The sequence below is a fragment of the Micromonospora sp. DT231 genome (assembly GCF_049847025.1).
Taxonomy (GTDB): domain Bacteria; phylum Actinomycetota; class Actinomycetes; order Mycobacteriales; family Micromonosporaceae; genus Micromonospora.
On the sequence record NZ_JBNCNO010000001.1, the window covers coordinates 138857 to 161888 of the forward strand.

The 23032-nt window shown below is 69.4% G+C and carries 18 protein-coding genes; 10 read left to right on the top strand and 8 right to left on the bottom strand.

The features are described from left to right. Nucleotides 1-62: 62 nt before the first annotated feature. On the bottom strand, nucleotides 63-986 hold the full coding sequence (locus ACPXBU_RS00565) for an AEC family transporter (protein ID WP_425755580.1): 924 nt from the start codon (nucleotides 984-986) through the stop codon (nucleotides 63-65). Nucleotides 987-1941: 955 nt separating this feature from the next. On the opposite strand from ACPXBU_RS00565, the gene metH reads away from it, so the two are divergent. The 3 genes from metH (at nucleotide 1942) to ACPXBU_RS00580 (ending at nucleotide 6725) form a co-directional block, all read left to right on the top strand. Continuing rightward, entirely contained in the window at nucleotides 1942-5556 is a 3615-nt protein-coding gene (gene metH, locus ACPXBU_RS00570; protein WP_425755582.1) for a methionine synthase, read from the top strand. A 136-nt stretch (nucleotides 5557-5692) separates the two neighbouring features. Next, nucleotides 5693-6112 carry an aldo/keto reductase gene (locus ACPXBU_RS00575; RefSeq protein WP_425755584.1) on the top strand — a complete coding sequence of 140 codons (420 nt, stop codon included), beginning with the start codon at nucleotides 5693-5695 and terminating at the stop codon, nucleotides 6110-6112. 76 nt (nucleotides 6113-6188) lie between these two features. After that, nucleotides 6189-6725: a hypothetical protein gene (locus ACPXBU_RS00580; RefSeq protein ID WP_425755586.1), complete on the top strand. Its 537-nt coding sequence runs from the start codon at nucleotides 6189-6191 to the stop codon at nucleotides 6723-6725. A 114-nt stretch (nucleotides 6726-6839) separates the two neighbouring features. On the opposite strand, the gene ACPXBU_RS00585 is transcribed toward ACPXBU_RS00580, so the two are convergent. Both ACPXBU_RS00585 and ACPXBU_RS00590 read right to left on the bottom strand, forming a co-directional pair. Then, nucleotides 6840-7514: a GDSL-type esterase/lipase family protein gene (locus ACPXBU_RS00585; RefSeq protein ID WP_425755588.1), complete on the bottom strand. Its 675-nt coding sequence runs from the start codon at nucleotides 7512-7514 to the stop codon at nucleotides 6840-6842. Nucleotides 7515-7845: 331 nt separating this feature from the next. Next, nucleotides 7846-9150, bottom strand: a complete 1305-nt coding sequence (locus ACPXBU_RS00590; protein ID WP_425755590.1) for an FAD-dependent oxidoreductase — start codon at nucleotides 9148-9150, stop codon at nucleotides 7846-7848. A gap of 48 nt (nucleotides 9151-9198) precedes the next feature. On the opposite strand from ACPXBU_RS00590, the gene ACPXBU_RS00595 reads away from it, so the two are divergent. After that, nucleotides 9199-9822: a TetR/AcrR family transcriptional regulator gene (locus ACPXBU_RS00595; protein WP_425755592.1), complete on the top strand. Its 624-nt coding sequence runs from the start codon at nucleotides 9199-9201 to the stop codon at nucleotides 9820-9822. A gap of 340 nt (nucleotides 9823-10162) precedes the next feature. On the opposite strand, the gene ACPXBU_RS00600 is transcribed toward ACPXBU_RS00595, so the two are convergent. Together ACPXBU_RS00600 and ACPXBU_RS00605 are read right to left on the bottom strand one after the other, a co-directional pair. Continuing rightward, complete coding sequence (locus tag ACPXBU_RS00600) at nucleotides 10163-10702, bottom strand: RNA 2'-phosphotransferase (RefSeq protein WP_425755594.1); 540 nt, start codon at nucleotides 10700-10702, stop codon at nucleotides 10163-10165. 126 nt (nucleotides 10703-10828) lie between these two features. Further along, on the bottom strand, nucleotides 10829-11782 hold the full coding sequence (locus ACPXBU_RS00605) for a DUF5954 family protein (protein ID WP_425755596.1): 954 nt from the start codon (nucleotides 11780-11782) through the stop codon (nucleotides 10829-10831). Between the two features lie 396 nt (nucleotides 11783-12178). Here ACPXBU_RS00605 and ACPXBU_RS00610 point away from each other — a divergent pair, with 396 nt between their 5' ends. Continuing rightward, nucleotides 12179-14059, top strand: coding sequence for an NAD-binding protein (locus ACPXBU_RS00610; RefSeq protein WP_425755598.1), 1881 nt, complete (start codon nucleotides 12179-12181; stop codon nucleotides 14057-14059). Nucleotides 14060-14224: 165 nt separating this feature from the next. After that, entirely contained in the window at nucleotides 14225-15496 is a 1272-nt protein-coding gene (locus tag ACPXBU_RS00615; RefSeq protein WP_425755600.1) for a CehA/McbA family metallohydrolase, read from the top strand. A 191-nt stretch (nucleotides 15497-15687) separates the two neighbouring features. Here ACPXBU_RS00615 and ACPXBU_RS00620 read toward each other — a convergent pair whose 3' ends face one another. Beyond that, the gene (locus tag ACPXBU_RS00620; protein WP_425755602.1) at nucleotides 15688-16503 is read right to left on the bottom strand and encodes a hypothetical protein; all 816 of its coding nucleotides are present in this window, start codon (nucleotides 16501-16503) and stop codon (nucleotides 15688-15690) included. 87 nt (nucleotides 16504-16590) lie between these two features. On the opposite strand from ACPXBU_RS00620, the gene ACPXBU_RS00625 reads away from it, so the two are divergent. From ACPXBU_RS00625 to ACPXBU_RS00640, 4 genes are read left to right on the top strand one after another with little or no spacing between them, the layout of a single operon-like run. Beyond that, on the top strand, nucleotides 16591-17727 hold the full coding sequence (locus tag ACPXBU_RS00625) for a sensor histidine kinase (RefSeq protein ID WP_425755603.1): 1137 nt from the start codon (nucleotides 16591-16593) through the stop codon (nucleotides 17725-17727). After that, complete coding sequence (locus ACPXBU_RS00630) at nucleotides 17724-18392, top strand: response regulator (protein WP_393368185.1); 669 nt, start codon at nucleotides 17724-17726, stop codon at nucleotides 18390-18392. Before ACPXBU_RS00625 ends, ACPXBU_RS00630 begins: the two co-directional genes overlap by 4 nt. Nucleotides 18393-18449: 57 nt before the next feature. Then, nucleotides 18450-19352, top strand: coding sequence for an ABC transporter ATP-binding protein (locus tag ACPXBU_RS00635; RefSeq protein ID WP_425755606.1), 903 nt, complete (start codon nucleotides 18450-18452; stop codon nucleotides 19350-19352). 17 nt (nucleotides 19353-19369) lie between these two features. Continuing rightward, the gene (locus tag ACPXBU_RS00640; RefSeq protein ID WP_425755608.1) at nucleotides 19370-20101 is read left to right on the top strand and encodes an ABC transporter permease; all 732 of its coding nucleotides are present in this window, start codon (nucleotides 19370-19372) and stop codon (nucleotides 20099-20101) included. Between the two features lie 83 nt (nucleotides 20102-20184). Here ACPXBU_RS00640 and ACPXBU_RS00645 read toward each other — a convergent pair whose 3' ends face one another. After that, a complete protein-coding gene (locus tag ACPXBU_RS00645) occupies nucleotides 20185-20736 on the bottom strand; it encodes a hypothetical protein (RefSeq protein WP_425755610.1) in 552 nt (183 codons plus the stop codon). Between the two features lie 166 nt (nucleotides 20737-20902). Further along, nucleotides 20903-22396, bottom strand: a complete 1494-nt coding sequence (zwf, locus tag ACPXBU_RS00650; protein ID WP_425755612.1) for a glucose-6-phosphate dehydrogenase — start codon at nucleotides 22394-22396, stop codon at nucleotides 20903-20905. Between the last annotated feature and the right edge of the window lie 636 nt (nucleotides 22397-23032).

Here is a 23032-nt window from a genome sequence, read left to right on the forward strand (position 1 = left end):
CCTCGGCCAGCGCCATGGTCGGCGTGACTCAGCCCGATTGTTGGACGAGCGAGCTGACGGACCTACCCGAGCAGCGCCGCCGCCGTGGCCAGGGTGGCCAGCGAGAGCGTCGTGGTCACCATCACCGTGCGGTTGGCCACCGCCTCGCCGACGCCGTACTCCTGACTGAAGATGAACGTGTTCTGCGCTGTCGGCAGGCCCGCGCACACCACCACGGCGAGCAACTGCGGCGCGGACAGGTGCAGGGCCAGCCCGGCCGCGTACGCGATGACCGGCTGTGCGACGAGCTTCAGCGCGGTGATCACGGCCAGCTCGCCCAGCTCGGCCGGCTTGGCCCGCGACGGCGCCGTGCGGTGCATCGACGCGCCGAGGGCGACCAGGGCGGCCGGAACCGCGGCGCCCGACAGCAGGGTGAGCGACGCGCCGGCCGTCGACGGCAGATGCAGGCCGGCAGCCGAGCACGCGACACCGAGCAGCGACGCCAGGATCACCGGGTTGCGGACCGGCAGGGAGGCGATACGGCGGACCCGTACCCGCCCGGCCGGGTCGCTGTGCCGGTCCAGAGCGACCAGGATTACGGGCGTCACCACCAGCACCTGCAGCAGCACCACCTCCGCCAGGAACGACACGTTGCCGAGAACCTGCGTCGCGACCGGGATGCCGAGGTTCGCCGAATTGACGTACCCGGCGGCCATGCCCCAGATCGGCCGTTCGCCGGGCTCGCGACCGAACAGCCAGCTCGCGCCGACCCACCCGAACCCGACGACCGCGACCGTGCTCACCCCGAAGGCGAGCAGCGAGCGGCCGGCGAACCCGGAGAGCGGCATTCGGGACAGGGCTAGGAACAGGGCCGACGGCATCGCAAGGTGGAAGACGAATCGGCCGAGCACCGACGCCGCCGCCTCGCCCAGCAGGCCCCACCGACAGGCCGCGTAGCCGACCGCGGTGAGGATCCAGATCGGCACGAATGCCGACACCAAGTTCATCCGGGCGTCAGCGGCGGGCGGGCGTCGCGCCGGCTCGGGGACTGGCGAGCCCGGTTCCGTAACACTCCACCGCGCTTGCGCCGGTCTTCGGACGCACCGACGCGTCCACGGTGCGTACCAGGCCGCCGGGCAGCCGGCGTTGTCCACGTGTACGTCGATCCCGGAGCCACGCGTTCAGCCTCGCATCCCGTCCGGATCGGCGAACCTCCCCCTCGCCGACCCCGACCCCCAGTGCTCGACACCTCGACAAAACTGGTGGCCTCACCGGCCCGTCCCGCCCTACCGTGCAACTGGATCCTTCTTCTCCAACCCACTCACGAGAGGACTTCACCCCGCGTGACGCCGCCTGCTCTGTAGACCTGACACCTCCTTTCCGTGCATCGGTCGCCGACGTCGACGTCGGCTCTTCTCCCATGCCTTCCGTCAGGTCTTCAGAGGGATCATGTCTACGCGTCCTCATCTCGTTTCGTCCCGGACTCCTCGGCGCCCGGCCCTTCCCCTACTCGAGCTCCGTTGCGTCCACTCCCATCCCGGCAACTCCTCCCGCCGTGGGCCCGAGCTGGGCCGGGAGGCACGATGGCCGTGCCGCGGACTGCATCACGCGGCGGTCCGCGCGCGGTCGTTTCAGGACGGGCGCGCACGAAGATCAGGGCCGGCCCGATACCGGCGACGAAGGTGAACGGCCCGGGTCCATCCAACCGATCCGGCGGACCTGCTGCCGTTTCTCCGGCTTCGGCTCCCTCTGATGGTCCCGCTCGAATCTCAGTGGTTGGCGCCCACGACGACGGTGACCGACAGTCGGGTACCTTCATGTGTTCGGGACGAGAGGCGCTGCGACGGGGCCCGCAAGATCGGGCCTCGCCACGCTCGTCCGGCGCCCACCCGTCGCGGTTCTGACCGTGGCAGGAGGGTGTAACCGACCAAGGGCGCCTCCGTTGTAACGGAGGTGGTCGGTGTGGAGAGAAGCGCGACAACTGCTGAGCTGCGACGTCTGCTGAGCGAGCGGGTCCTGGTCCTCGACGGCGCCTGGGGCACGATGCTCCAGGCGGCAAAGCTGACGCCCGACGACTACCGGGCCGGCGGTGTGGTTCCCCCCGATCATCCGCAGGACGTCAGTGGGGATCCGGATCTGCTCAACGTGACCCGGCCCGATCTGATCCTCGACATCCACCGGCAGTATCTCGCCGCCGGTGCCGACATCACGACCACCAACACGTTCACCGCGACCAGCATCGGCCAGGCCGACTACGGCCTGGAGTCGCTGGTACGCGACATGAACGTCCAGGGCGCTCGCCTGGCCCGGCGGGCGGCCGACGAGGCGGGCGGCCGATTCGTCGCCGGTTCGGTCGGGCCGCTCAACGTCACGCTCTCGCTCTCGCCCAAGGTCGACGACCCGGCCTTCCGGGCGGTCACCTTCGACCAGGTCAAGGCGTCGTACGCCGAGCAGATCGCGGCGCTGGCCGAGGGCGGCGTCGACCTGCTGCTGATCGAGACGGTCTTCGACACGCTGAACGCGAAGGCGGCCGTCGCGGCGGCCCGCGAGGTGGCGCCCGACCTTCCGCTCTGGATCTCGTTGTTCGTCGACCTGTCCGGCCGCACTCTCTCCGGGCAGACCGTGGAGGCGGTTTGGCGCTCGATCGAGCGGGCCCAGCCGCTGGTCGTCGGCGTGAACTGCTCGCTCGGCGCGCTCGAGATGCGCCCGCACGTGGCTGATCTGGCCCGGTTCGCGGGCACATGTGTCGCCTCGCACCCCAACGCCGGCCTGCCGAACGCGTTCGGCGGCTACGACGAGACCCCCGAGGAGACCGCAGCGCTGGTCGGCGAGTTCGTGGCCGACGGCCTGGTCAACATCGTTGGAGGCTGCTGCGGCACCACCCCGGCGCACATCGCGAAAATCGCCCAAGCGGTCGCCGGCCAGGCGCCGCGGGTGCTGGCCGGCGAGCCGCGGACGACCCGGTTCTCCGGCCTGGAGCCGTTCGCGATCGGCCCGGACACCGGATTCGTGATGATCGGCGAGCGCACCAATGTCACCGGCTCGGCCCGGTTCCGCCGGCTGATCGAGGCCGACGACTACCAGGGCGCCGTCGGCGTCGCGCTCGAGCAGGTACGCGGCGGCGCGAACCTGCTCGACGTGAACATGGACGCCGACCTCCTCGACAGCGAGCTCGCGATGACCACGTTCCTCAACCTGATCGCCACCGAGCCCGAGGTGGCCCGGATCCCGGTGATGATCGACAGTTCCAGGTGGAGCGTTCTCGAGGCCGGTCTCAAGTGTGTGCAGGGCAAGGGTGTGGTCAACTCGATCAGCCTGAAGGAGGGTCCGGAGGCCTTCCTCCAGCAGGCCCAGCAGATCCGCAACTTCGGCGCCGGCGTGGTCGTCATGGCCTTCGACGAGCAGGGCCAGGCTGACACCCGCGACCGCAAGGTGGCGATCTGCGGACGGGCCTACGACCTGTTGGTGCACGAGGCCGGGTTCGCTCCCGAGGACATCATCTTCGACCCCAATGTGCTGGCCGTGGCGACGGGCATCAGCGAGCACAACGGATACGCCAAGGCTTTCATCGAGGCACTGCCGCTGATCAAGCAGCGCTGTCCCGGCGCGCGCACCAGCGGTGGTATCTCCAACCTGTCGTTCTCGTTCCGCGGCAACGACGTGGTCCGCGAGGCGATGCACTCGGCGTTCCTGTTCCACGCGGTTCAGGCCGGCCTCGACATGGGCATCGTCAACGCCGGTCAGTTGGCCGTCTACCAGGACATTCCGGCTGATCTGCTGGCGCTGGTCGAGGACGTGCTGTTCGACCGGCGGCCGGACGCGACCGACCGACTCGTCGAGTTCGCCGCCACGGTCAAGGGTGAGGGCAAGCAGCGCGCGGTTGACCTGTCCTGGCGGGAGGCGCCCGTCGACGAGCGCCTCTCGTACGCGCTCGTGCATGGCATCGTCGACTTCATCGAGGAGGACACCGAGGAGGCCCGGCAGCTGCTGCCCCGGCCGCTCGAGGTGATCGAGGGTCCCCTGATGGAGGGCATGAAAATCGTCGGTGACCTGTTCGGCTCGGGCAAGATGTTCTTGCCGCAGGTGGTCAAGAGCGCCCGGGTGATGAAGCGGTCGGTGGCCTACCTCGAGCCCTTCATGGAGGCCGAGAAGGAGCAGGCCCGGCTGGAGGGTCGGGTCGAAGCCGACCGCGGTCAGGGCAAGGTCGTGCTCGCGACGGTCAAGGGCGACGTGCACGACATCGGCAAGAACATCGTGGGCGTGGTGCTCGGCTGCAACAACTACGAGGTCATCGACCTCGGCGTGATGGTGCCCGCGGCCAAGATCCTCGAGACGGCGATCGCCGAGAAGGCCGACGTGATCGGCCTGTCCGGGCTGATCACCCCGTCGCTCGACGAGATGGTCGCGGTCGGAGCCGAGATGCAGCGCCGCGGCTTCACACTGCCCTTGCTGATCGGAGGGGCGACCACGTCCCGGCAGCACACGGCGGTGCGGATCGCGCCGGCGTACGAGGGGACGACGGTGCACGTGCTCGACGCGTCCCGGGTCGTCGGCGTGGTGTCCGACCTGCTCGACGCCGACCGGGCAAGCAAGCTCGACGAGAGCAACCGGATCGAGCAGGAGCGGCTACGCGAGCAGCACGCCAACCGGCACGCCCAGCCGCTGCTCACCCTCGAAGCCGCGCGGGCCAACCGCGAGTCGGTCGACTTCAGCGACCTGCCCACTCCGGCGTTCACCGGCGTACGGGAGGAGCAGCCCTCGATCGCCACGTTGCGCGAATTGATCGACTGGCAGTTCCTGTTCCTGGCCTGGGAGCTCAAGGGCAAGTTCCCGGCCATCCTGGAGCAGCCGGTCGCCCGTGAGCTCTACGACGACGCCAACGAGCTGCTCGACAAGATCATCACGGACGGCTCGTTCACGGCCCGCGGCCGGTACGGCTTCTGGGCCGCCCACAGCGAGGGCGACGACATCGTGCTCGACAACGGCGTGCGCTTCCCGATGCTGCGTCAGCAGACCAGGAAGCCGGCCGGGCGGGCCAATCGCAGCCTGGCCGACTACGTCGCGCCAACCGGTGACTACCTGGGCGGCTTCGCGCTTGGCATCCACGGCGCCGACACTCTGGCCACGCACTACGAGGGCGAGCAGGACGACTACCGGGCCATCATGGTCAAGGCGCTGGCGGACCGGCTGGCCGAGGCGTTCGCCGAATACCTGCACCTGCAGGCCCGCCGCGAGTGGTTCGAGCCCGACGCCAAGCCCACGCTGGAGGACCTGCACGCCGAGCGGTTCCGTGGCATCCGGCCCGCCCTCGGTTATCCGGCCAGCCCCGACCACAGCGAGAAGAAGGACCTGTTCACGCTGCTCGGCACCGACACCATCGGGGTGGGACTCACCGAGTCGTACGCGATGACCCCGGCCGCCGCCGTCAGCGGCCTGATCTTCCAGCACCCCGACTCGCGTTACTTCACCGTCGGCCGCCTGGGAAAGGACCAAATCACCGACTACGCCGCCCGCCGCGGGATGACGGTGGACGAGGTCGAACGCTGGCTGCGCCCCAACCTGGCCTACGAGGCCTGAGCTGCCCGGGCCTCGAACTCGTCCCGACCGCCCACGCGGAAGTTCCCCTCCGCGTGGACGGCCGGGTACCAGAGAACCCTCTCGGGAGGCAGCCACTGGTTGGCGGCCCGGCGCGAGCCCGGTCAAGGGGGAGTAGGTGGCCGACGCGGCAGGCATGCCGTTGACCCACCTCGCCATGGCATTCGCCATCGCACACCCCGGCGTGACCAGCGCAATCCTCGGCCCGCGCACGATGGAGCACCTCGACAGCCTGCTCGCGGGCGTCGACGTCACGCTCACCGACGAGATCCTCGACCGGATCGACGAGATCGTCGCACCCGGCACCGATGTCACCCGGCTCGACCAGGCCTACCTGCCCCCGGCCCTGCAGAACCCGAGCCTGCGCCGCCGGCCGGTCAGCGAGCGTGGCGCCGCCTCCTCATCAAGACACATCACCGCAGCACAACATCAGGCGTACGGATCTGCCGCCGGCAAGGTGCGGCGATCGTGGAGGTGCTTCCCGATCGACCGCTGCGGCTGGGCAGATGCTTGGACGCGGTCACGTCGACCATCGTGAGTGCGCCGACCATGGCCGGACTGTGACATCGGAGTGGTTCAATAAGTGTGCTGGTGGAGGCTCCCCGGGTGGGGTGATGGACGTGTCCGTTGGCAAGGCGGTAAGGACCAATCTGCTCCAGGCGCTCGCGGTGTGCATAGTGTTCGCGCCGTGCCTCGTGCTGTGGGGCGGGCTGGTGTACTGGCACGACGAGAGCACCGATCCCACGCCGGGGCTGACCCACCAGTCCGGTGACCGACCCCGCGAGCACAATCGTCCGATCTGCGTTCAGCAGGGCGTCGCCAATTGCCCGCCCCGGCAGATGGTGTGGACGGTTCCCGGCGGTGGTTCGGTCACCACCGGGTTCGCGCTCGACGATGCCGAGGACACGCGGGTGACCGGATCGTTGGAGTTGCGGGGCGGCTGCTCGCCGGTGGTCGATTGGGTTATCACGGCACAGGGACGGGCGATCGCCGGGGACAGATTGCGGGTCAGGTTGGTGGACGAGCAGTTCCTCGGCGAGGCCCGGTTGCTGCCGGGCGACCGGGAGGTGACCTTCACCGCGCGGCGCACCGATAGCGGCTCCTGCGAGGCGGTACTGGTCTGGAACGCCGCGGGTACGACGACCGACTAGTGACCCGGTGCAGATGCATGGATTGTCAGGCGCTCTTGAATTCGCCCCACCAGTGATCAAGTACCGCGAGAACCCGACGATGGTCTTCGGCGCTGCTTGCGGACGGTCAAGCCCTCAGGGATTTGATCCATCTGAGCACCCCAGGTCGGCTGGCATGCCGGCCAGCCACCGCAGGAGAACTGGCTCTACCAGGGCGGCGAGGCGGGCATAACCGGCCGCGAACGGATGATAGGCATCACCGGCAGCGATCTCCCGGCTCCAGATCGGGTCTGCGGCTAGCTCCGTGACATCGACTAACGGCACGCTTCGGGTGGTGCACACCTGCGCCATCGCGGCGGCGAGATCGGCTGCCCGTTTGCTTGCCTGCCGGTCCAGCACCGGCGGCGGCCCCACTACAAGCGTGTGCCACCGTGCGGCGTGGGCGTCATCGAGCATCGCGGCAAGCAGCGCGAGTGATCGGCCCGGCGGGACACGAACCTGGCCGAGCTGCATGTCCACGTCATTGGTCCCGAACGCGAACACGACCCCGAAAGCCTGCCCGTCCTTGAGGCGGACACGGGCTTCGGGAAGCCAACGGTGGGCCACGTCCAGGGATGTGTCCCGGCGAACCCCCATGTTGTAGACGGTCAGATCATGGCCCTGCGCACGGGCGGCGGCGGCCACGAGCCCCACCCAGCCCAGACCTGACGGATCGCCAACCCCCACCGTGAACGAGTCACCGAAGAAGCACACCCGCAGGTCGCGCCGCGATCCCGTCGCGCCGGGCTCCTCCGGTGGCAGCAGGCTCACCCCACTCATCCGACTGTCAGGCGGCATGTGGCCACCGGGAGTGTCCGACTTCCCCCGAGTCGTAGACAGTCGACACAGGCACATGGAGAGATGGAGAACATACTTCGAGTATATCTATGCGTTGGACCGAATGGCTATGTCAATCGGGTGTCGATCTCCGTGCCTCCAGACTGCGGATTCTGCCGGTCGCCGTGTGGAGCCTGATCACCCTCGATACTGAAGCACCAGCGCAGTGACGTCCTCGGATGCCGGTCGATCGCCGAGGCCCGGCCGTCAGGGACTCGACCGCTGACTGCGCGGCCATGTGGTGATCACCGTTCAACATCCGTCGCTATTGGCCGAGTTGGGTGGCCATCCGGCGGCGCAGCGGCGGTAAGGCACTGGCGGTACGCAGTGTCGCGCGGAGCGCGGCCCTGGTCAGGCGGTTGGTGGTGCTCGCCTGGCGGGCGTTGCGCAGCGACTGTCGTACCGCAGCGAAGCCGTAGTCGAGCATCTGACGTTCGTAGTCGTGCAGAGCCGACACCATCGCGGTCGTGCCGGCGTGGACCTCGGTGAGCTTGCCGCACAGTAGGGCGGCGTCGCGCAGTGCCGTGTTGGCGCCTATCCCCGCCATCGGTGTCATGTTGTGGATCGCGTCGCCCAGGAGGGTGACTCGTCCGGTCTCCCACGCGTCGACGGGGGTGGCACTACGCACCCGGATGGCGTTGATCGTCTGCGGGTCGGAGCCGATGATCACTTCCCGCAGCGCCGGTGCCCATTCGACCGTCCGGTCCAGGACGAGGCGCTGGAGGTCCGTTCCGGAGAGGGACTCGACGGCCTCGGTCGGGAAAGCCGTCGCCGCATCGGTGTAGCCCCAGAGCAGGTAGGGCGTGGTGTTGTCGAGCAAGAACTGTTCCGGCGGAGCGATCACCTGCGGGCCGGGGTGCCACACCGCGGTGAAGAAGGATCCACGGCTCTTCGGGATCACGAGGTTGACGTCGTGGGTCAGCACCCTGGGTAGTGCCGCGTCGGCGAGGCGATGTTTGCCGGCGACCGCCACGACGCCGGTGTCGACGCGTCGCGCGTGGGGGAGTAGCTGGCGGCGTACTCGTGAGTTGGCGCCGTCAGCGCCGATGAGCACATCGGCGGTGGCCGTGCCGCCGTCGGCGAAGTAGGCAGTGACCCGTCCGTCGGCCGTGGCCTCATAGTGCGTGAACTCGTGGTCCAGCCGCACCACGTCATCCATGCCAGACAGCAGCACCTCGCGCAGGCTGATCCTGCTGACGCCATAGTGCCGGCTCTCGGGGGGAACGTCGGCAGACGTGATCTCCTCGGCGGTGAAGCGGAGTAGATCGTTGAGCCGCTCGGTGGTGAACCCGAAGCCGCCGCTGTCGATCGAGACCGTGTCGAGGAAAGCCTGCCAGGTGGAGGGCGGAAGGCACGCGCGCAGCGCTCGGCTGCCGTTCGGGTTGATGTGGATGCGGTAGCCCTGCAGCCAATCGGTGCGGGCCTTCGTGCGTTCGTGGACGGTCACCGACACCCCGGCGCGGCGCAGGCCCTGGGCCAGGCACAGGCCGCCGATCCCGGCGCCGATGATCATGACGTGGGGTTGGTCCATGCGACGACTATCACTTGAACGACTGGCATTGTCAATCAAGCAGTTGATTAGAGTAGTTGCCCGCATGACCGTGTTACGGTGATCTTCATGGGCAAGCCTCGCCGGTCCCCAAGTGGTGAACAGCGCAAACGCGATCCGGAGCGCACCCGTGAGCGCATCCTCGACGCGGCGTTCATCGAGTTCAGCGAGCATGGTTTCGCCGGTGCCCGGACCGGCGCGATCGCCGCTCGCGCCGGGGTCAACCAGCAGCTGATCTCGTACTACTTCGACGGCAAGGACGGCCTCTACCGGGCCCTTCAGCGCAAGTGGGAGACGACCAACGGCGTCGCCCGACCGAACCTGACGTTGGCGGAGATCGTGAGCGGGTTCCTCACCCCCGGTGACCCGCAGCGGTCGTGGGCGCGGCTGCTCGCCTGGGAGGGGCTCACCCGCGCCGAGGGGCCCACGGACCTCGATGCCGACCCGGCGACCGACGCCTACTTCGCCGCGATGGTCGACGATATGCGTCGCCGGCAGCAGGCCGGTGAGCTCGCCGACGATCTGGACCCGGCGTACGTCCAAGTGCTGCTCTTCGCGGCGACGCTGGCGCCGACGGTGCTGCCCCAGGTCGCCCGCCGGATGACCGGTCTCGCCGCCGACTCGCCGGAATTCCTCCAGGCCTACGCCGAGCAGTTACGTCGCGTCATCGCCCGCCTCGCCGAACCGGACTGACGCCCTCTCGTAGAGTCCATGTTGAGCGCAAACCATGCTCGAACACGCGAATCTGCCGCCGACCAGGCGGTGATCGTGAGGAATTCGCGCCCACCTGGACGGTCAGCTCCCGGTCGGGCGGTACGTCGTGACCTCCCAGTAGAGGTCGAAGTGCTCAGCTGTTGCTGCTCCCGGGCCGGCTGGTGCCGACGGGCGTCTCGGGTCGCCCAAGGCCACATCTGTGGATGTGCTGCAGATCGGCTCCTGTCCGGGCCCGAGGTTGCCGCGCCGGATGTCTCGTGCCGCAGCCCGTTCGGCGCCGCACGACCCCGCCGGAACAGCGGCCGGGCCAGGCCAGGGCTCAGTCGAGCAGATAGCTGGCAGGGACCGCGTCGGTGAGCCAGACGCCGTTGGCGCTGCGGTGGAACACGTGCCCGGCGGCGGCCATCGCCGCCGCGTCGATGGTGAGGATCACGACCCGACCGGCCCGTCGGGCGCCGACCCGGTGGGCGGTCTCGGTGTCGGCGGAGAGATGGACGTGGTGCCGGCCGCCGCGGTGCAGCCCGGTGGCCCGGATCGACTCCAGCGCACCGGCGCTGGTGCCGTGATAGAGCCGGTCCGGTGGGGTCACCACAGGCAGCCCCAGGTCCACCGGGACCGAGTGGCCCTGGTTGGCCCGGATCCGCAACACCCCGTCGGTGCCGCGCTCGACAGCGAACCGCTGCTTGTCGTTGCCGGCGACGACCGCGTCCAACTCGGCCCGCTCGATCCGTAGGGCAGCGAGTAGAGCGTCGACGGGAGTCCAACCCGCCGGATCGAGCACCAGGCCGGCCCGGTCGGGATCATGCCGGAGTGCCTTCGACATCCGTTTGCTCAACTTCACCAGACGCTCGCGTTCCACTGTGGCATTGTGGTCGATCCCCGCCGCTCGAATCGAGAGGTTTTCCGACGACACCGAACCCGGGTCTCCTCTCCGGTCGGCCCGCCGGTCGCAACCTGTCTGCCGATGGTGCTGCCGTTGCTCGTCCTAGCGGTGGCGGTCCGCGCCCGGTGGCTGGTCTGGATCGGGGTCCGATGGGCGGGGCAGTTCGGGGCCGCTGGAGTCTGTGCGAAGCAGGGTCTCGATGCGGGTGACCCGGAAGTGGCGCCCGAGCACCGTGACGTCGTCGACGGGTTTGGCGTCGAGGGTGTCGGCGGTTTGGTGGTAGGCGGCCGTCTGGTCGTCGGTCAGCTTCAGGAGGCGCGGTTCGATGTGGCGCAGGCCGAAGGCGATCTCGTCGCGGGCCAGTTGCGGTGTGGCCACCGCGCGACTGTAGGGCCGCCACGACCCGCCGACGGATTCGGCGGCGGCGTAGCGGGTCGGCAGGATGACTCCGACCGGGTGGGAGGCGACGGCGGCGACGCTGTCGGCGTAGACGTTGGCGGGCACCTGGGCGCGGGGGTAGTGCGCGGTTGTCAGCTCCACCCGCAGCCTCGCCTCACTCAGGCCGGTCGCCGCGTCCGGGTCGATGACGATCTCCGGGGTGAGGAAGCTGTCGTGGTCCTCGGCGTCGCGGGGGTCGGGGTCGGTGGGGCGGGGCGGTTCCGGCCCGTCCGGGCCGAACCGCGCGAACGTGTCCACCCGCACGATGCGGTGTACGCGGCCAGTGATCACCACCTCGTTCACCTTTTCCCGGTCCAGGACGCCGAGCGTGGTGGTCAACTCCGCAGCCAGCGGGGGGTCGGTGGTCTCGTCGAGCTGCTCCATGAGGTGGTGCGCGAGGTCGTTCCGGGCGGCCTGCGGCGTGTCCGAGATGACGGCGTAGACCTGCCACCGCCCGTCATCCGCCTGCACGGCGTGGCCGAACAGGGGGGCACCGACGCGGATCTTCGGGTACGCCGCCGCTCGCCGTGCCGCGTCGTCCTCGGTGACCGCGCCGACCGGGTCGGTGGGCTGCTGGACCCGCAGGATCACCGGCGGTGGCATTTCGTCGGCACTCATGCCACGGATTGTGCGACGGCTCGATGGCCTGTGTCACGAGGGCGCGCCAGCACCGCGGTGGCATCATCGGCGCCGCTCGCCTCCGTTCAGGCTTGCGACGTTCTTCGTCGTCGGCTCGGTTCGTGGTCCAGTCGGCTTTGCGATGGACCGCGTTGAATTCGTACCGTGGCGATGGCGACCACAGAGGCAGCCAGTCGGACGAGGAGATTTTCGCGATGTGCCCGCGTGGCCATCCGGTGTCTTCCCCATTGGCAGTACGACTCAGCCTCGCGTCCCGGCCCTCCGGGCGACGGTCCCGACGCCGGTCAGAGGCCATCCGGATTCGTCCGACTGGCCATTTCTGATCTTGTCAGGCAGCAAAGGGGGCGTGGCGTCCGCGACGTCACGGCCGTACAGATGCGCCGGATCGGCCACCACCTGCACGACGAAGCCGACCTCGTGGTCGACGTCACCCTGTCCCTCCTCGTTTACGATTCGACTGTGTCCGAAGACACCAGGCAGAGCTTTACCGCGGAGCCGGGACGGCGGCGGTTTGTTGTCTGTGGGGACGGTGCGGTGGCTCGCCGTCTGGTCCTTGAACTGGCAGACCGTTACGGTGTCGCGGTCACCGTGGTCCTGCCGTCGTTGAGCGACCACCACGTACCCGACCTAGCTGACCTCGCCTCCGAATTCGGCGTGGCGGAGGGACAGCCGGAGATCATCACGGCCCGTCGTCTGACCGGGGAGGTGCTCGATCAGGCTGGGGTCCGGGAGGCTGCGGCCGTGGCGTTCGTCGGTGTCGACGACGTGACAAATGTGGACGCCGCCATGATCACCAGGGAGTTGGCTCCCGACGTGCGGATCGTGGTCAGACTGTTCAACCCGGTGCTCGGCGAGGGCGTGGCCACGATGCTCGGGGACTGCGCCGTACTCTCGGGATCCGAGATTGCCGCACCGGCGTTCGTTGCCGCCACGCTCGGGGACGCGACACCGACGTACCTGCGGCTGCCCGACGGTGAGCTGCTGCGTAGCGCGATGCGCAGCGCCGTTGACCCGGCCGGTGCGGATGTGGTTTGCGGCCTGGCCGACACGACCGGCACGGAGCCGGTCGTCCTTCCAGCGGACCAGGATTCGGCCGACCTGGTACTTGTCCGCGCATACGGACGGCCCCGAACGGACCCGCCGCGTCGACGGCCGCGCCTCCTTCGGGCCCTCGGTCTGGTGTTCAGCCGCAATCTGCGACTGGCGTTGGCCGGCACGGCCGCGATACTCGCCGCGGCCAGTGTTCTGCTGGCGTACACCCGTGGTGTGAACCTTGGGGAGTCCGCCTACCTGACGCTGCTGACAGCGATGGGAGCCGCCGAGGTCGACTCCGCCGCACCGCTCACCGAAAAGGTGACCGCGGTGGTGCTGGTGGCCACCGGGGTGGCGCTGCTTCCCACCGTCACGGCCCTGGTGGTGGACTCACTTGTCCGCGCCCGGCTGGTGGTCGCCGCTGGCGGCATGATCGAGCCGATCGACAACCATGTCGTATTGGTGGGACTCGGCAACATCGGCACCAGGGTCCTGGAAGAACTGCATTCCGTCGGCATCTCCGTGGTCGCCGTCGACCGCACGGAGTCCGCACGAGGCATCGGTGTCGCCCGTGAGCTGGGACTGCCGGTGATTGTCGGCGACGCGACCCGCCCCGAGACACTGCGAGCCGCGTCCGTACACACCTGCCGGGCGCTTGTGGTGTTGACCGACGACGATGTCACAAACCTGGAGACCGCCCTGTCCGGGCGGTCCTCGCAGGAGGCGGACCGAGTACGGTCGGCAGCAGTCAGGCCTCCGTTGCGGTTGGTGTTACGGCTGTTCGACGACGGCTTCGCGGAGCGTACGCAGCGCATCCTCAGTATCGACGAGTCACGCAGCGTCTCATCCCTGGCGGCACCGGCGTTCGCTGCCGCCATGATGGGCCAGCAGGTCGTCGACACCATCTCGGTCGGCCGTCGGGTGCTGCTGGTGGCCGAGTTCCCCGTGGGCGCCGGATCCGCACTCGAGGGACGGTACTGCCGCGACGTCAACCAGCCGGGCGCGGTGTGGGTCATCGCGGTGCGGACCGGCCGGACGGGACAGACCATCTGGTCGTTGCCGGAACGTCGCCCACTGGTCCGCACCGACCGGCTGATCGTGGTGGCCACACGCGCCGGTCTCGCCGAGCTGCTGCCCCGCTCCGTACCCAGCCCCGACGCTGAACCACTGGCCGACGTCACGCCCTTGCGACTGCTTGCGCCGGCACCGCGCGATCGTGAGTGAACGCTCCCCGTAGCCCGACCTGTACTCCGACGGTCGCACTTCTCGGCCGTTCGATCCGCGCGTGAGTCAGGGTGCGGCCGATGCGGTACGAGGCGTACCGCAGTGTTCGCCTGACCGACGACTCGGCGTGACGTCTCAGCCAGCTCCGTCGATCCCCATATATCCATGACTGGACATCACCCAGACCACTGCCATCATGACCATGGACCCGACGACGAGGTGCCGTACGGCCAGGTTCGGGTCCCCGCAGGCTTCGGCCGACGGGCGCTTCTGGTCGGTGCCGGCGGGACGCTGATGCTGGCCGCGCTGCCGAGTGCGGCCCGGGCGGCCAACACGAGGATGGCCGGCGCCCCGACCGCCGCGGTTGGCGCCGGACGGTCATCCCTGATCACCGAGGGCACGACGTTGGTCCATGCGGACATGCACAACCACACGGTCATGTCGGATGGCGACGGCAGCGCCGAGGCCGCGTTCGCCTCGATGCGCGAGGCCGGTCTGGACGTCGCCGCGCTCACCGATCACGCGACGCTCTTCTCCATCGACGGGCTCAGCTCGTCCGAGTGGCGGACCACAGGTGACCTGGCCAACGCGGCCAACGACCCGGGTCAGTTCACCGCGATCCGCGGGTTCGAGTGGTCGCATCCGCTGCAGGGGCACATCAACGTCTGGAACACCTCGGACTTCGCTGACCTGTTGCGGGCCGGCAGCCCTGGCAGCCTGTACAACTGGCTCGCCGGCCGGCCCGGTGGCCTGGCGAGCTTCAATCACCCCGGTCGGGAGGTCGGCCGGTTCAACAACTTCTCCTTCAACGCCTCGGTCCGTGATCAGCTCGTGGGGCTGGAGATGTTCAACCGGACCGACGACTTCCTCTTCGAGGGCTGGTCGTCGGGTGTGACGTCACCGCTGGTCGCGTGCCTGAACGCCGGTTGGCGGCCGGCTCTGACCGGCGTCACCGACGAGCACGGCACCACCTGGGGCTTCCATGAGGGCAAGGGCCGCAGCGGACTGTGGGTCGCCGAGAACACCCGCGCCGCGGTGTTCGAGGCAATGGCCGCTCGCCGTTCCTTCGCCACACGCGTCTCGGGGCTACGAGTGGACGCCACCGCCAACGGTGTACGCATGGGTGGTGTACTGAACATCGCCTCGGGCGACGTTCGGTTCCTCCTCGATCTGGACCGCGGCTCAGCCTGGGACGGCAAGCCCCTGCGGATCCAGGTGCTCCGTCCCGGCACCTCGGCGCCGGCCGTCGCCGACGTCATCGACACCGTCAACGGTCAGGTCACCGACTTCACCGTGCCGCTCGACGTCACCGACGGCGACTGGGTGGTGCTGCGGATCTCGGACCCGTCCTTGGCCAACGGCACCCCCGGCCCAGCCGGTCATCCCTGTAACGACTTCGCGGTCGCCTACACCAGCCCCTGGTGGCTCCGGCCCTGACTTCGAGGTGCCGGTCCCGGCGCGGCGGGCCAGCCACGGGTGGCTGCGTCGGTCGTCCGGGATCGGCGTGAGGTGTCGGGAGGTGGTCGCGTCCGGCGTCGTCAGCGAGATGGTGCAGGCAGCGCCGGGCTGTCGAGCCAGGCGGCGATCAGATCGGCCAGGGGCTCGCGGGTGCTGTCAGCGGGCCACGATCAACTCCACCTGAAGCCGGCGAGTTGTTGTTTGAACTGCTTCAGAGTGAGGCCGTGGCCCTCTGGCGGTGCGAGCGACAGGGAATACGTGACCTGCCCGACCTCCCACCAGACCGTCCACGAGCCCGCTGCGCCGTTGCTGGTGATGGTGCCCTGTCCTGAACGGACCCGGACCGTGGCGACAGTGGGCGACCGGTGTGCGCCAGTTGTGGGCTGCGCGGTGACGACAAGAGTTGTGCCGCCGGCGTTGCTGTAGCGCTGAGACCAGCGTGCGTCGCGGGACGTCAGGTGTCCTCCGGCGGGATCCCACCGCTTGTCGGCACGGAGGTCCGGCAGATCTCGCTCGTGGTACGTCGGATGCGGCCGGGGGGTGGCGGCGTCGCGCAGAACTCTGTCACCCAGGGGTTCCCGCAGCGACACGAAAGCGGGCGCGTCGTCACCGGTGGCGGCGCAGGTTTCTTCTTCTGCTCGCGCGATGCTCGTGGTCACCGAAATGACCACCTCGGTGTCGTCCTGACGGGTGATCGTCGCCTCCGGGCGAAGCTCGGGCTCTCCGCAGCTCGCGCTGTCCAGGGTGGTGGCCACGGTGATCGAGGTGTCGTCGCGAGCGACGATCGCTGCGACCCAGGGCAGCACAACGGGTCCATTCGGTGTCGAGCCTCGATCTCCAAGCTGCGGTGCCGCCGACGCGGAGGATGTCGCCTCGTGCGGAGGTTCGACCTCGGCGTCTTGGCGACCTGTTCCGCAGGCACCACACAGCAGCGCGACGAGCACTGCTGCGGTGGCGCGCACAACCTTGGGCGAGCTGACGATCACCGCCGTAGCCTGCCACGATGGTCGAGCTTCCGCCGTCCCTCACCTCGTGGAGTCGGTATCAGGCGCGGTGAGCCGTAGGCTGACCCAATGCGGTCCGGACGTGCCCTCGTCGGGCTCACCACGCTCCTGACCATCGTGTTCGCCGTTCCCGAGTGGCGGATCGTCGAGGAGTATCCGCTCCGCGCCATACCCCTGCTACTCGCCAACACCCTGCCGGTTCTGGCGATCCGATGGAATCCCGTCGCGATCGTGCTCGTCTTCGGTGTCACGTACCCGCTCTGGCTCCAAACGCCCTTCGACGGAGCGCACGAGGGCCATTTCCTCCAGTCGCTACCCCTGCTGGTCGCGCTCTACGCCGCCGGCGCCTGGCGCCGACCGCTCTGGCAGCGGGCCATCGCCCTCGTCACCCCCCTGTGGATGATGGCCGCGGTCATCGCCGGCCAGTGGCCGGTGAGCGTGACCGATCTGCTCTACGTCGCCGTGGTCTGCGGTGCGGTCTGGGTCCTCGGAGTCGCCATCGACGACCGGCAACGCTACGCCGAGGACCTGGAGGTCAAGGCCGAGCAGTTGCGGGCGGCGCAGCAGGCGCTGGCCGAGCGCGCCATCGCCGACGAGCGGTCCCGGATCGCCCGCGAGCTGCACGACGTCATCGCCCACGCGATGAGTGTCATCACCGTGCAGGCCGGCGTCGGCGCTCACCTGGTCGCCGTCCGCCCGGCGCAGGCCGCCGAGGCGCTCACCGTCATCGAGCGGACCGGTCGGGAAGCACTGTCGGAGTTGCGCCGCATGCTGACCGTGCTGCGCGACCCGGCCCGAAACGACCAGATCGGCCCGGCCCCAGCACCGCAGCCGGGCCTCGCCGACGTGCCATCGCTGGTGGCCGCCGCGGGCGACGCCGGGGTCGCCGTCACCGTCGCGGCCTCCGGACCGCCGGTGCCGCTCCCACCCGGCCTCGACCTGGCCGCCTACCGGGTGGTCCAGGAGTCGCTCACAAACGTCATCAAGCACGCCCCGGGCGTACGGGCCCAGCTCACTATCAGCTACCAACCAGACCGGCTCACCGTGGAGGTCCAGGACCCGGGCGCGGCCGATCCGGCGTACATTCCTGGCCAGGGCCTGCGGGGGATGGCCGAGCGGGTCGCCCTCTACGACGGTGAGCTGTCGACCGCTGGCGGACCCGACGGGTTCCGGGTAACCGCGACCTTCCCACTGGAGGCGCCGTGATCCGAGTGCTGATCGCCGACGACCAGGCGCTGCTGCGGGCCGGGTTCCGGGCGCTTCTCGACTCCGATCCACAGATCGAGGTGGTGGCCGAGGCCGAGGACGGGGAACGCGCGGTGGTCGCCGCCGCCGTACACCGGCCCGACGTGGTGCTGATGGACATTCGGATGCCGAAGCTGGACGGGATAGCGGCGACCCGCCAGGTGCTGGCCGCCGCCGACCCGCCGCACGTGTTGATCCTGACGACCTACGACACCGACGAGAACGTCTTCGACGCGCTGGAGGCGGGGGCGGTCGGCTTCCTGGTGAAAGACACCCCGCCGGTGCAGTTGCTGGAGGCGGTCAGGTCGGCGGTGCGCGGCGGCGCGGTCATCTCGCCGTCGACGACCCGCCGCCTGGTCGACCATCTGGTCGCCGCTCGGCTGCGACGGGACCGCCCCGCGCCGCCCGCGCTGGCGGCCCTCACTGAGCGGGAGCGGGAGGTGTTGGGACTCATCGCCCGCGGCTGCTCCAACCGGGAGATAGCCGGCCGGCTCCACATCGCCGAGCTGACCGCGAAGACCCACGTCTCCCGGGTCCTGACCAAGCTCGCGGTGGAGAGCCGGGTCCAAGCGGCCGTGGTCGCCTACGAGACGGGGCTGGTCCAGGCCGTACCTCCTTCGGAGTAGCCCCGAACGCCGCCTTTGGCGGACGTGCCAGGCCCGGCCCTCTCGTAGCGTCACCTCATGGACGTCGTGAGGGTCGAGAATCTCCGCAAGAGCTACGGGTGCGTGGTCGCCGTCGAGGACGTGTCGTTCAGCGTGCGGCGGGGCGAGATCTTCGGATTGCTCGGCCCGAACGGCGCGGGCAAGACCACCACCGTGGAGTGCCTGCAGGGTCTGCGGGGACGCGACGGGGGCCGGGTCGAGGTCCTGGGCCTCGACCCGGCCCGCGAGCCGGAACCGCTGCGCCGCCGGATCGGCTCGCAACTGCAGTCCTCCGCCCTGCCCGACCGGCTGCGGGTGGCCGAGGCGATCCGGCTCTTCACCCCGCCGGGGTCCGCCGGAGACGTCGAGGCGACGCTGGCGGCCTGGGACCTGGCCGCGTTGCGTCGCCGGCCGTTCGCCGCGCTCTCCGGCGGCCAACGGCAGCGGCTCTTCCTCGCCCTGGCGATGCTCGGCCAGCCGGAGGTCGTCTTCCTGGACGAGCTGACCACCGGGCTGGACCCGCAGGCGCGCCGCGCGACCTGGGACCTGGTCCGAGGGGTACGCGAGCGGGGGGCCACCGTCGTCCTCGTCACCCACCTCATGGAAGAGGCGCAGGCACTCTGCGACCGGGTGGCCATCGTGGACGGCGGTCGGGTCGTCGCGCTGGACCGCCCGGACACCCTGACCGCCCAGCAGGGCGGCCCGATCACCATCACCTTCACCGCCGACGGCCAGGACGTCGGCTTCCTCGCCGGAATACCGGGCGTCAGCAACGTCAGCACCACCGGCGGTGTGGTCACCATCGCCGGGCTGGCCCGGGCCACGGTGCCGGTGGCGGCTGCCCTCGCCGAACGACGGCTGTTTCCCGACGACTTTCGGACTCACCATCCCACGCTCGAGGACGTCTTCCTCGCCACCACCGGTCGCCGGCTTCGCGACTGACCACGGAGGAGACCGCCATGACCGCCCGCATCGTCTGGACCGAGATCAAACTGCTCGGCCGGGAACCGATCACCCTGCTGATGAGCCTGGCGTTTCCCGCCCTCCTGCTGGTCCTGCTGGCCGGCGCGTTCGGCAACGAGCCCGATCCGGAGATGGGCGGCATCGGCGGCGTCGACTTCTACGTACCCGTGTACGCCGCCGCGGCGATCGCCGTGATGGGCTTCCTGGGCGTTCCCACCCACCTGGCCGCGTACCGCGAACGGGGAGTGTTGCGGCGGTTCCGCGCGGCCGGGGTCTCCGCCTGGCCGCTCGCGGGTGCACAGATCATCGTCACCGCGCTGATGGCGGCGGTCGCCGCAGCTCTCATGATCGCGATCGGATTCGGAGGGTACGACCTCAACGCGCCGTCCTCGACCCTCGGGGTGCTGGCCGGGTTCCTCGTCGGCACGCTGGCCTTCGCGGCGCTCGGCGTCCTGCTCGGGACGCTGCTACCGACCGCGCGGGCCGCCCAGGGTGTGGGACTGCTGCTCTTCTTCGGGCTCTTCTTCATCGCCGGTGGCGGGCCTCCGCCGTACCTGCTGCCCGACGCCCTCAACACCGCCGTCGACTTCACCCCGATGGGGCCGCTGATGGACGCGGTCAGCGACCCGTGGCACGGCGCCGGGTTCAACCCGACCGCCGTGGCGGTGTTGCTCGGCATGGCGGTGGTGGCCACGCTCCTCGCCGTCCGTCGGCTCGCCCGAACCTGAACCGCGGATCCCATCGTTCGCCCCATGATGAGGCGGGTCCTCCTCGTTCGACATCCCCGTGTATGAGTGGCCGGCGGGCGGAGCTACTGGTGCCAGGCGGTCAGATACAGCGACTGTTCGGCGGCGTCGTCGGTCCATGCCTTGGTTTCGACGTTGTCCTCCTCGCGGCGGTGTGATCTGTACACCCGGTCCGCGGGCAGGGTCCAGCCGAACTCCGCCGCCCGCTTATCTCTGGTGACCGTCAGTGGTGCGGCGGGCAGCGGCTCGGAGGTGCTCAGCCGGTTCTCCTCGATGAACCGGCTGACGCAGTCCGGCGGTGCGGTGATCGTCAGATACAGATCCAGACTGCCCGCCCAGTAGCGCATCCGCCCGTCGGTGCACGCCGGCAGGGTGATGTCAAAGTCGGTGAAGACCTCGTCAGGCGTTTTGCTGAAGCTGCTGCCCGAGTACGCGCGGTCGTCGAACCGGGTGGTGTCTCGTAGCAGGACGCGCGTGCCCACGAGCCCGATCAGCACCACAACCACTACGGACACACAGCCGACGATCCACTTGCGCACGCTCGTCCCCGCTTCTGGTCTGCCCACGTTGATAGGGTGCTGCTCTGGTCCCGGACCGCGAATCCGCAGCCCAGCCATACTCGTAAGCTAGCCGACGAGGGCACGGCTTCGGCGAGGCCCGGTCCCGGCCCGCGCGGCCGGCCATCGACTCCGATGACCGGCGCACGGAGAGGACCGCGCTGCGTTTCCCTGGTGAGACCAAGCGATCGGGCTCAGCAGCGCGGTCACACTCGCGGTGGCAGGGTCACGCGGAGTTGCGCCACTTGCGGCCGTTGCGGCCGATGAGCCGGTCGGCGTCGGTCGGGCCCCAGGAGGCGGCCTCGTAGGTGGGGATCGGCGAGTTGTCCTTCGCCCAGTTGTCGATGATCGGGTCGACGATCCGCCAGCACTGTTGCACCTCGTCGCTGCGGATGAACAGCGACGCGTCACCGATCAGCGCGTCCAGGAGCAGACGCTCGTACGCCTCCGGGGATTCCTCGACGAACGTCTGGTCGTAGGAGAACTCCATCGTCGCGGTGCGGACCCGGAAGGAGTGGCCCGGCACCTTGGCGCCGAAGCGCAGCGAGATGCCTTCGTTCGGCTGGATCCGCAGGATCAGCGCGTCAGCATCGAGGCCGGTGAGCTGGTCGGTCGGGATCGGCAGGTGCGGCGGTCGCTGGAACTGCAGTGCCACCTCGGTGAGCCGGGCCGGCAGGCGCTTGCCGGTGCGTACGTAGAACGGCACCCCGGCCCAGCGCCAGTTGTCCACGTTGAGCCGCATCGCGGCGTAGGTCTCGGTCCGCGACAGGGGATCGACGCCGGCCTCCTCGCGGTAGCCGGGCATCAGCTCCTCGCGGGTGCCGCCCCGGGTGTACTGTCCCCGGACCGCGGCCTCGGCGATGTCCCGGTCGGTGGGGAGCCGGATCGCCTGTAGCAGCTTCACCTTCTCGTTGCGCAGGCCCTCAGCCTCGAATGAGGCCGGTGGCTCCATCAGTGCCAGCGCGAGAACCTGGAGCACGTGGTTCTGCACGATGTCCCGCATCGCGCCGGCGTCCTCGTAGAAGCCGCCGCGGCTGCCGACGCCGAGGGTCTCGGCGACGGTGATCTGCACGTGGTCGACCCAGGAGCGATCCCAGATGGGCTGGAAGATCGAGTTCGCGAAGCGCAGCGCCAGCACGTTCTGGACGGTGTCCTTGCCCAGATAGTGATCGATACGAAAGACCTGGTGCTCGTCGAAGGCGCTGTGCACGACGCCGTCGAGTTCGCGGGCCGTGACCAGGTCGCGCCCGTACGGCTTCTCGATGACCAGGCGGGAGAAGGAGCCTTCGGCCGGCTGGTTGAGCCCGACACCGGCCAGTCCGTTGATCACCGGTTCGAAGGCCCCGGCCGGCGTGGACAGATAGAAGAGCCGGTTGCCGGACGTGCCCCGCTGTGCGTCCAGCTCGTCGAGGGTCTCCACGAGCTTCTTGTAGGTCTCCGGGTCGTCGTAGCCGCCGGACACGTACCGCACGCCGCCCTGGAGTTGGCGCTTGCTGGCGAGGGTGCGTTCGCCGAGGGCGCTCTCGGCGAACTGCTCGTCGGTCATCGACGTGCGCGCGACGCCGACCAGCGCGAACTGGTCCGGGAGCCGCTCGTGCCGAGCCAGGCTCTCGATTGCGGGCAGCAGCTTACGCCGGGTCAGGTCACCGGAGGCTCCGAAGATCACCAGCGTGGCCGGCGGGGCACTCCGCTCCTGGATGAGCTGAGATACGTGGTCCATGGTCTGCGTTCCTCCGTGCACAAGGTGTGTGGGGTTGGCGGATGCCGCGCTGTCGTGCCAGGAATTGTGCGGGCCTTGGCGATAGCGTCGCCAGATTCAGCAGCGGGTGCTCCGCGTACCGTCGAGCTCCGATCCGTGGATGGCCCGGATCAACCATCGCGTGCGGTGAAGGACCAGGCTGTTCACGCGGTCCTCCACGATGGTCCGCTCGCGTACCTGGGGGCATAGCTCATCATCGTCCTTGGTCTGCTGGTCCTCGGATGGCCTCCCTGCGTCCGCCGGATCGCCTTGACGATCGCCTTGGTCGTCGAGTCCTTGGACATGATCGAACCTCCTGGACCCTTCCGACGTTGGCAAGAGCATCGCCGATGGTGGGGCAATAGATCGTGCCGCCCCACCGCCACGATAGGCGGGCCGCACCCGTACGCCGTCGTCGCGAGCCGGTGCGGCATCGCCCGAAGGGCAGGCGATCGCAGCCACTCCAACGAGGACTTGATGCCTCGATCCGCATCTCTGGCGAGGTGGCTGGTGGCGGCCTTTCCGTCGGCGGCTACCGCGGGCACGCGGCGTGGGGGGGGGGGGGGGGGGGGGGGCGGCAGCCCCCCCGCAGGCCCGCCCGGCCCGCCCCCCCGCGCG

Bases quoted from the DNA above. Each gene is read 5' to 3' on its own strand.
- ACPXBU_RS00565 (WP_425755580.1), bottom strand. From the start codon at position 986: ATGAACTTGGTGTCGGCATTCGTGCCGATCTGGATCCTCACCGCGGTC.
- ACPXBU_RS00580 (WP_425755586.1), top strand. From the start codon at position 6,189: ATGGACGTGTCCGTTGGCAAGGCGGTAAGGACCAATCTGCTCCAGGCG.
- ACPXBU_RS00595 (WP_425755592.1), top strand. From the start codon at position 9,199: ATGGGCAAGCCTCGCCGGTCCCCAAGTGGTGAACAGCGCAAACGCGAT.
- ACPXBU_RS00605 (WP_425755596.1), bottom strand. From the start codon at position 11,782: ATGAGTGCCGACGAAATGCCACCGCCGGTGATCCTGCGGGTCCAGCAG.
- ACPXBU_RS00610 (WP_425755598.1), top strand. From the start codon at position 12,179: ATGCGCCGGATCGGCCACCACCTGCACGACGAAGCCGACCTCGTGGTC.
- ACPXBU_RS00615 (WP_425755600.1), top strand. From the start codon at position 14,225: ATGACTGGACATCACCCAGACCACTGCCATCATGACCATGGACCCGAC.
- ACPXBU_RS00625 (WP_425755603.1), top strand. From the start codon at position 16,591: ATGCGGTCCGGACGTGCCCTCGTCGGGCTCACCACGCTCCTGACCATC.
- ACPXBU_RS00635 (WP_425755606.1), top strand. From the start codon at position 18,450: ATGGACGTCGTGAGGGTCGAGAATCTCCGCAAGAGCTACGGGTGCGTG.
- ACPXBU_RS00640 (WP_425755608.1), top strand. From the start codon at position 19,370: ATGACCGCCCGCATCGTCTGGACCGAGATCAAACTGCTCGGCCGGGAA.
- ACPXBU_RS00645 (WP_425755610.1), bottom strand. From the start codon at position 20,736: ATGGCTGGGCTGCGGATTCGCGGTCCGGGACCAGAGCAGCACCCTATC.
- zwf (WP_425755612.1), bottom strand. From the start codon at position 22,396: ATGGACCACGTATCTCAGCTCATCCAGGAGCGGAGTGCCCCGCCGGCC.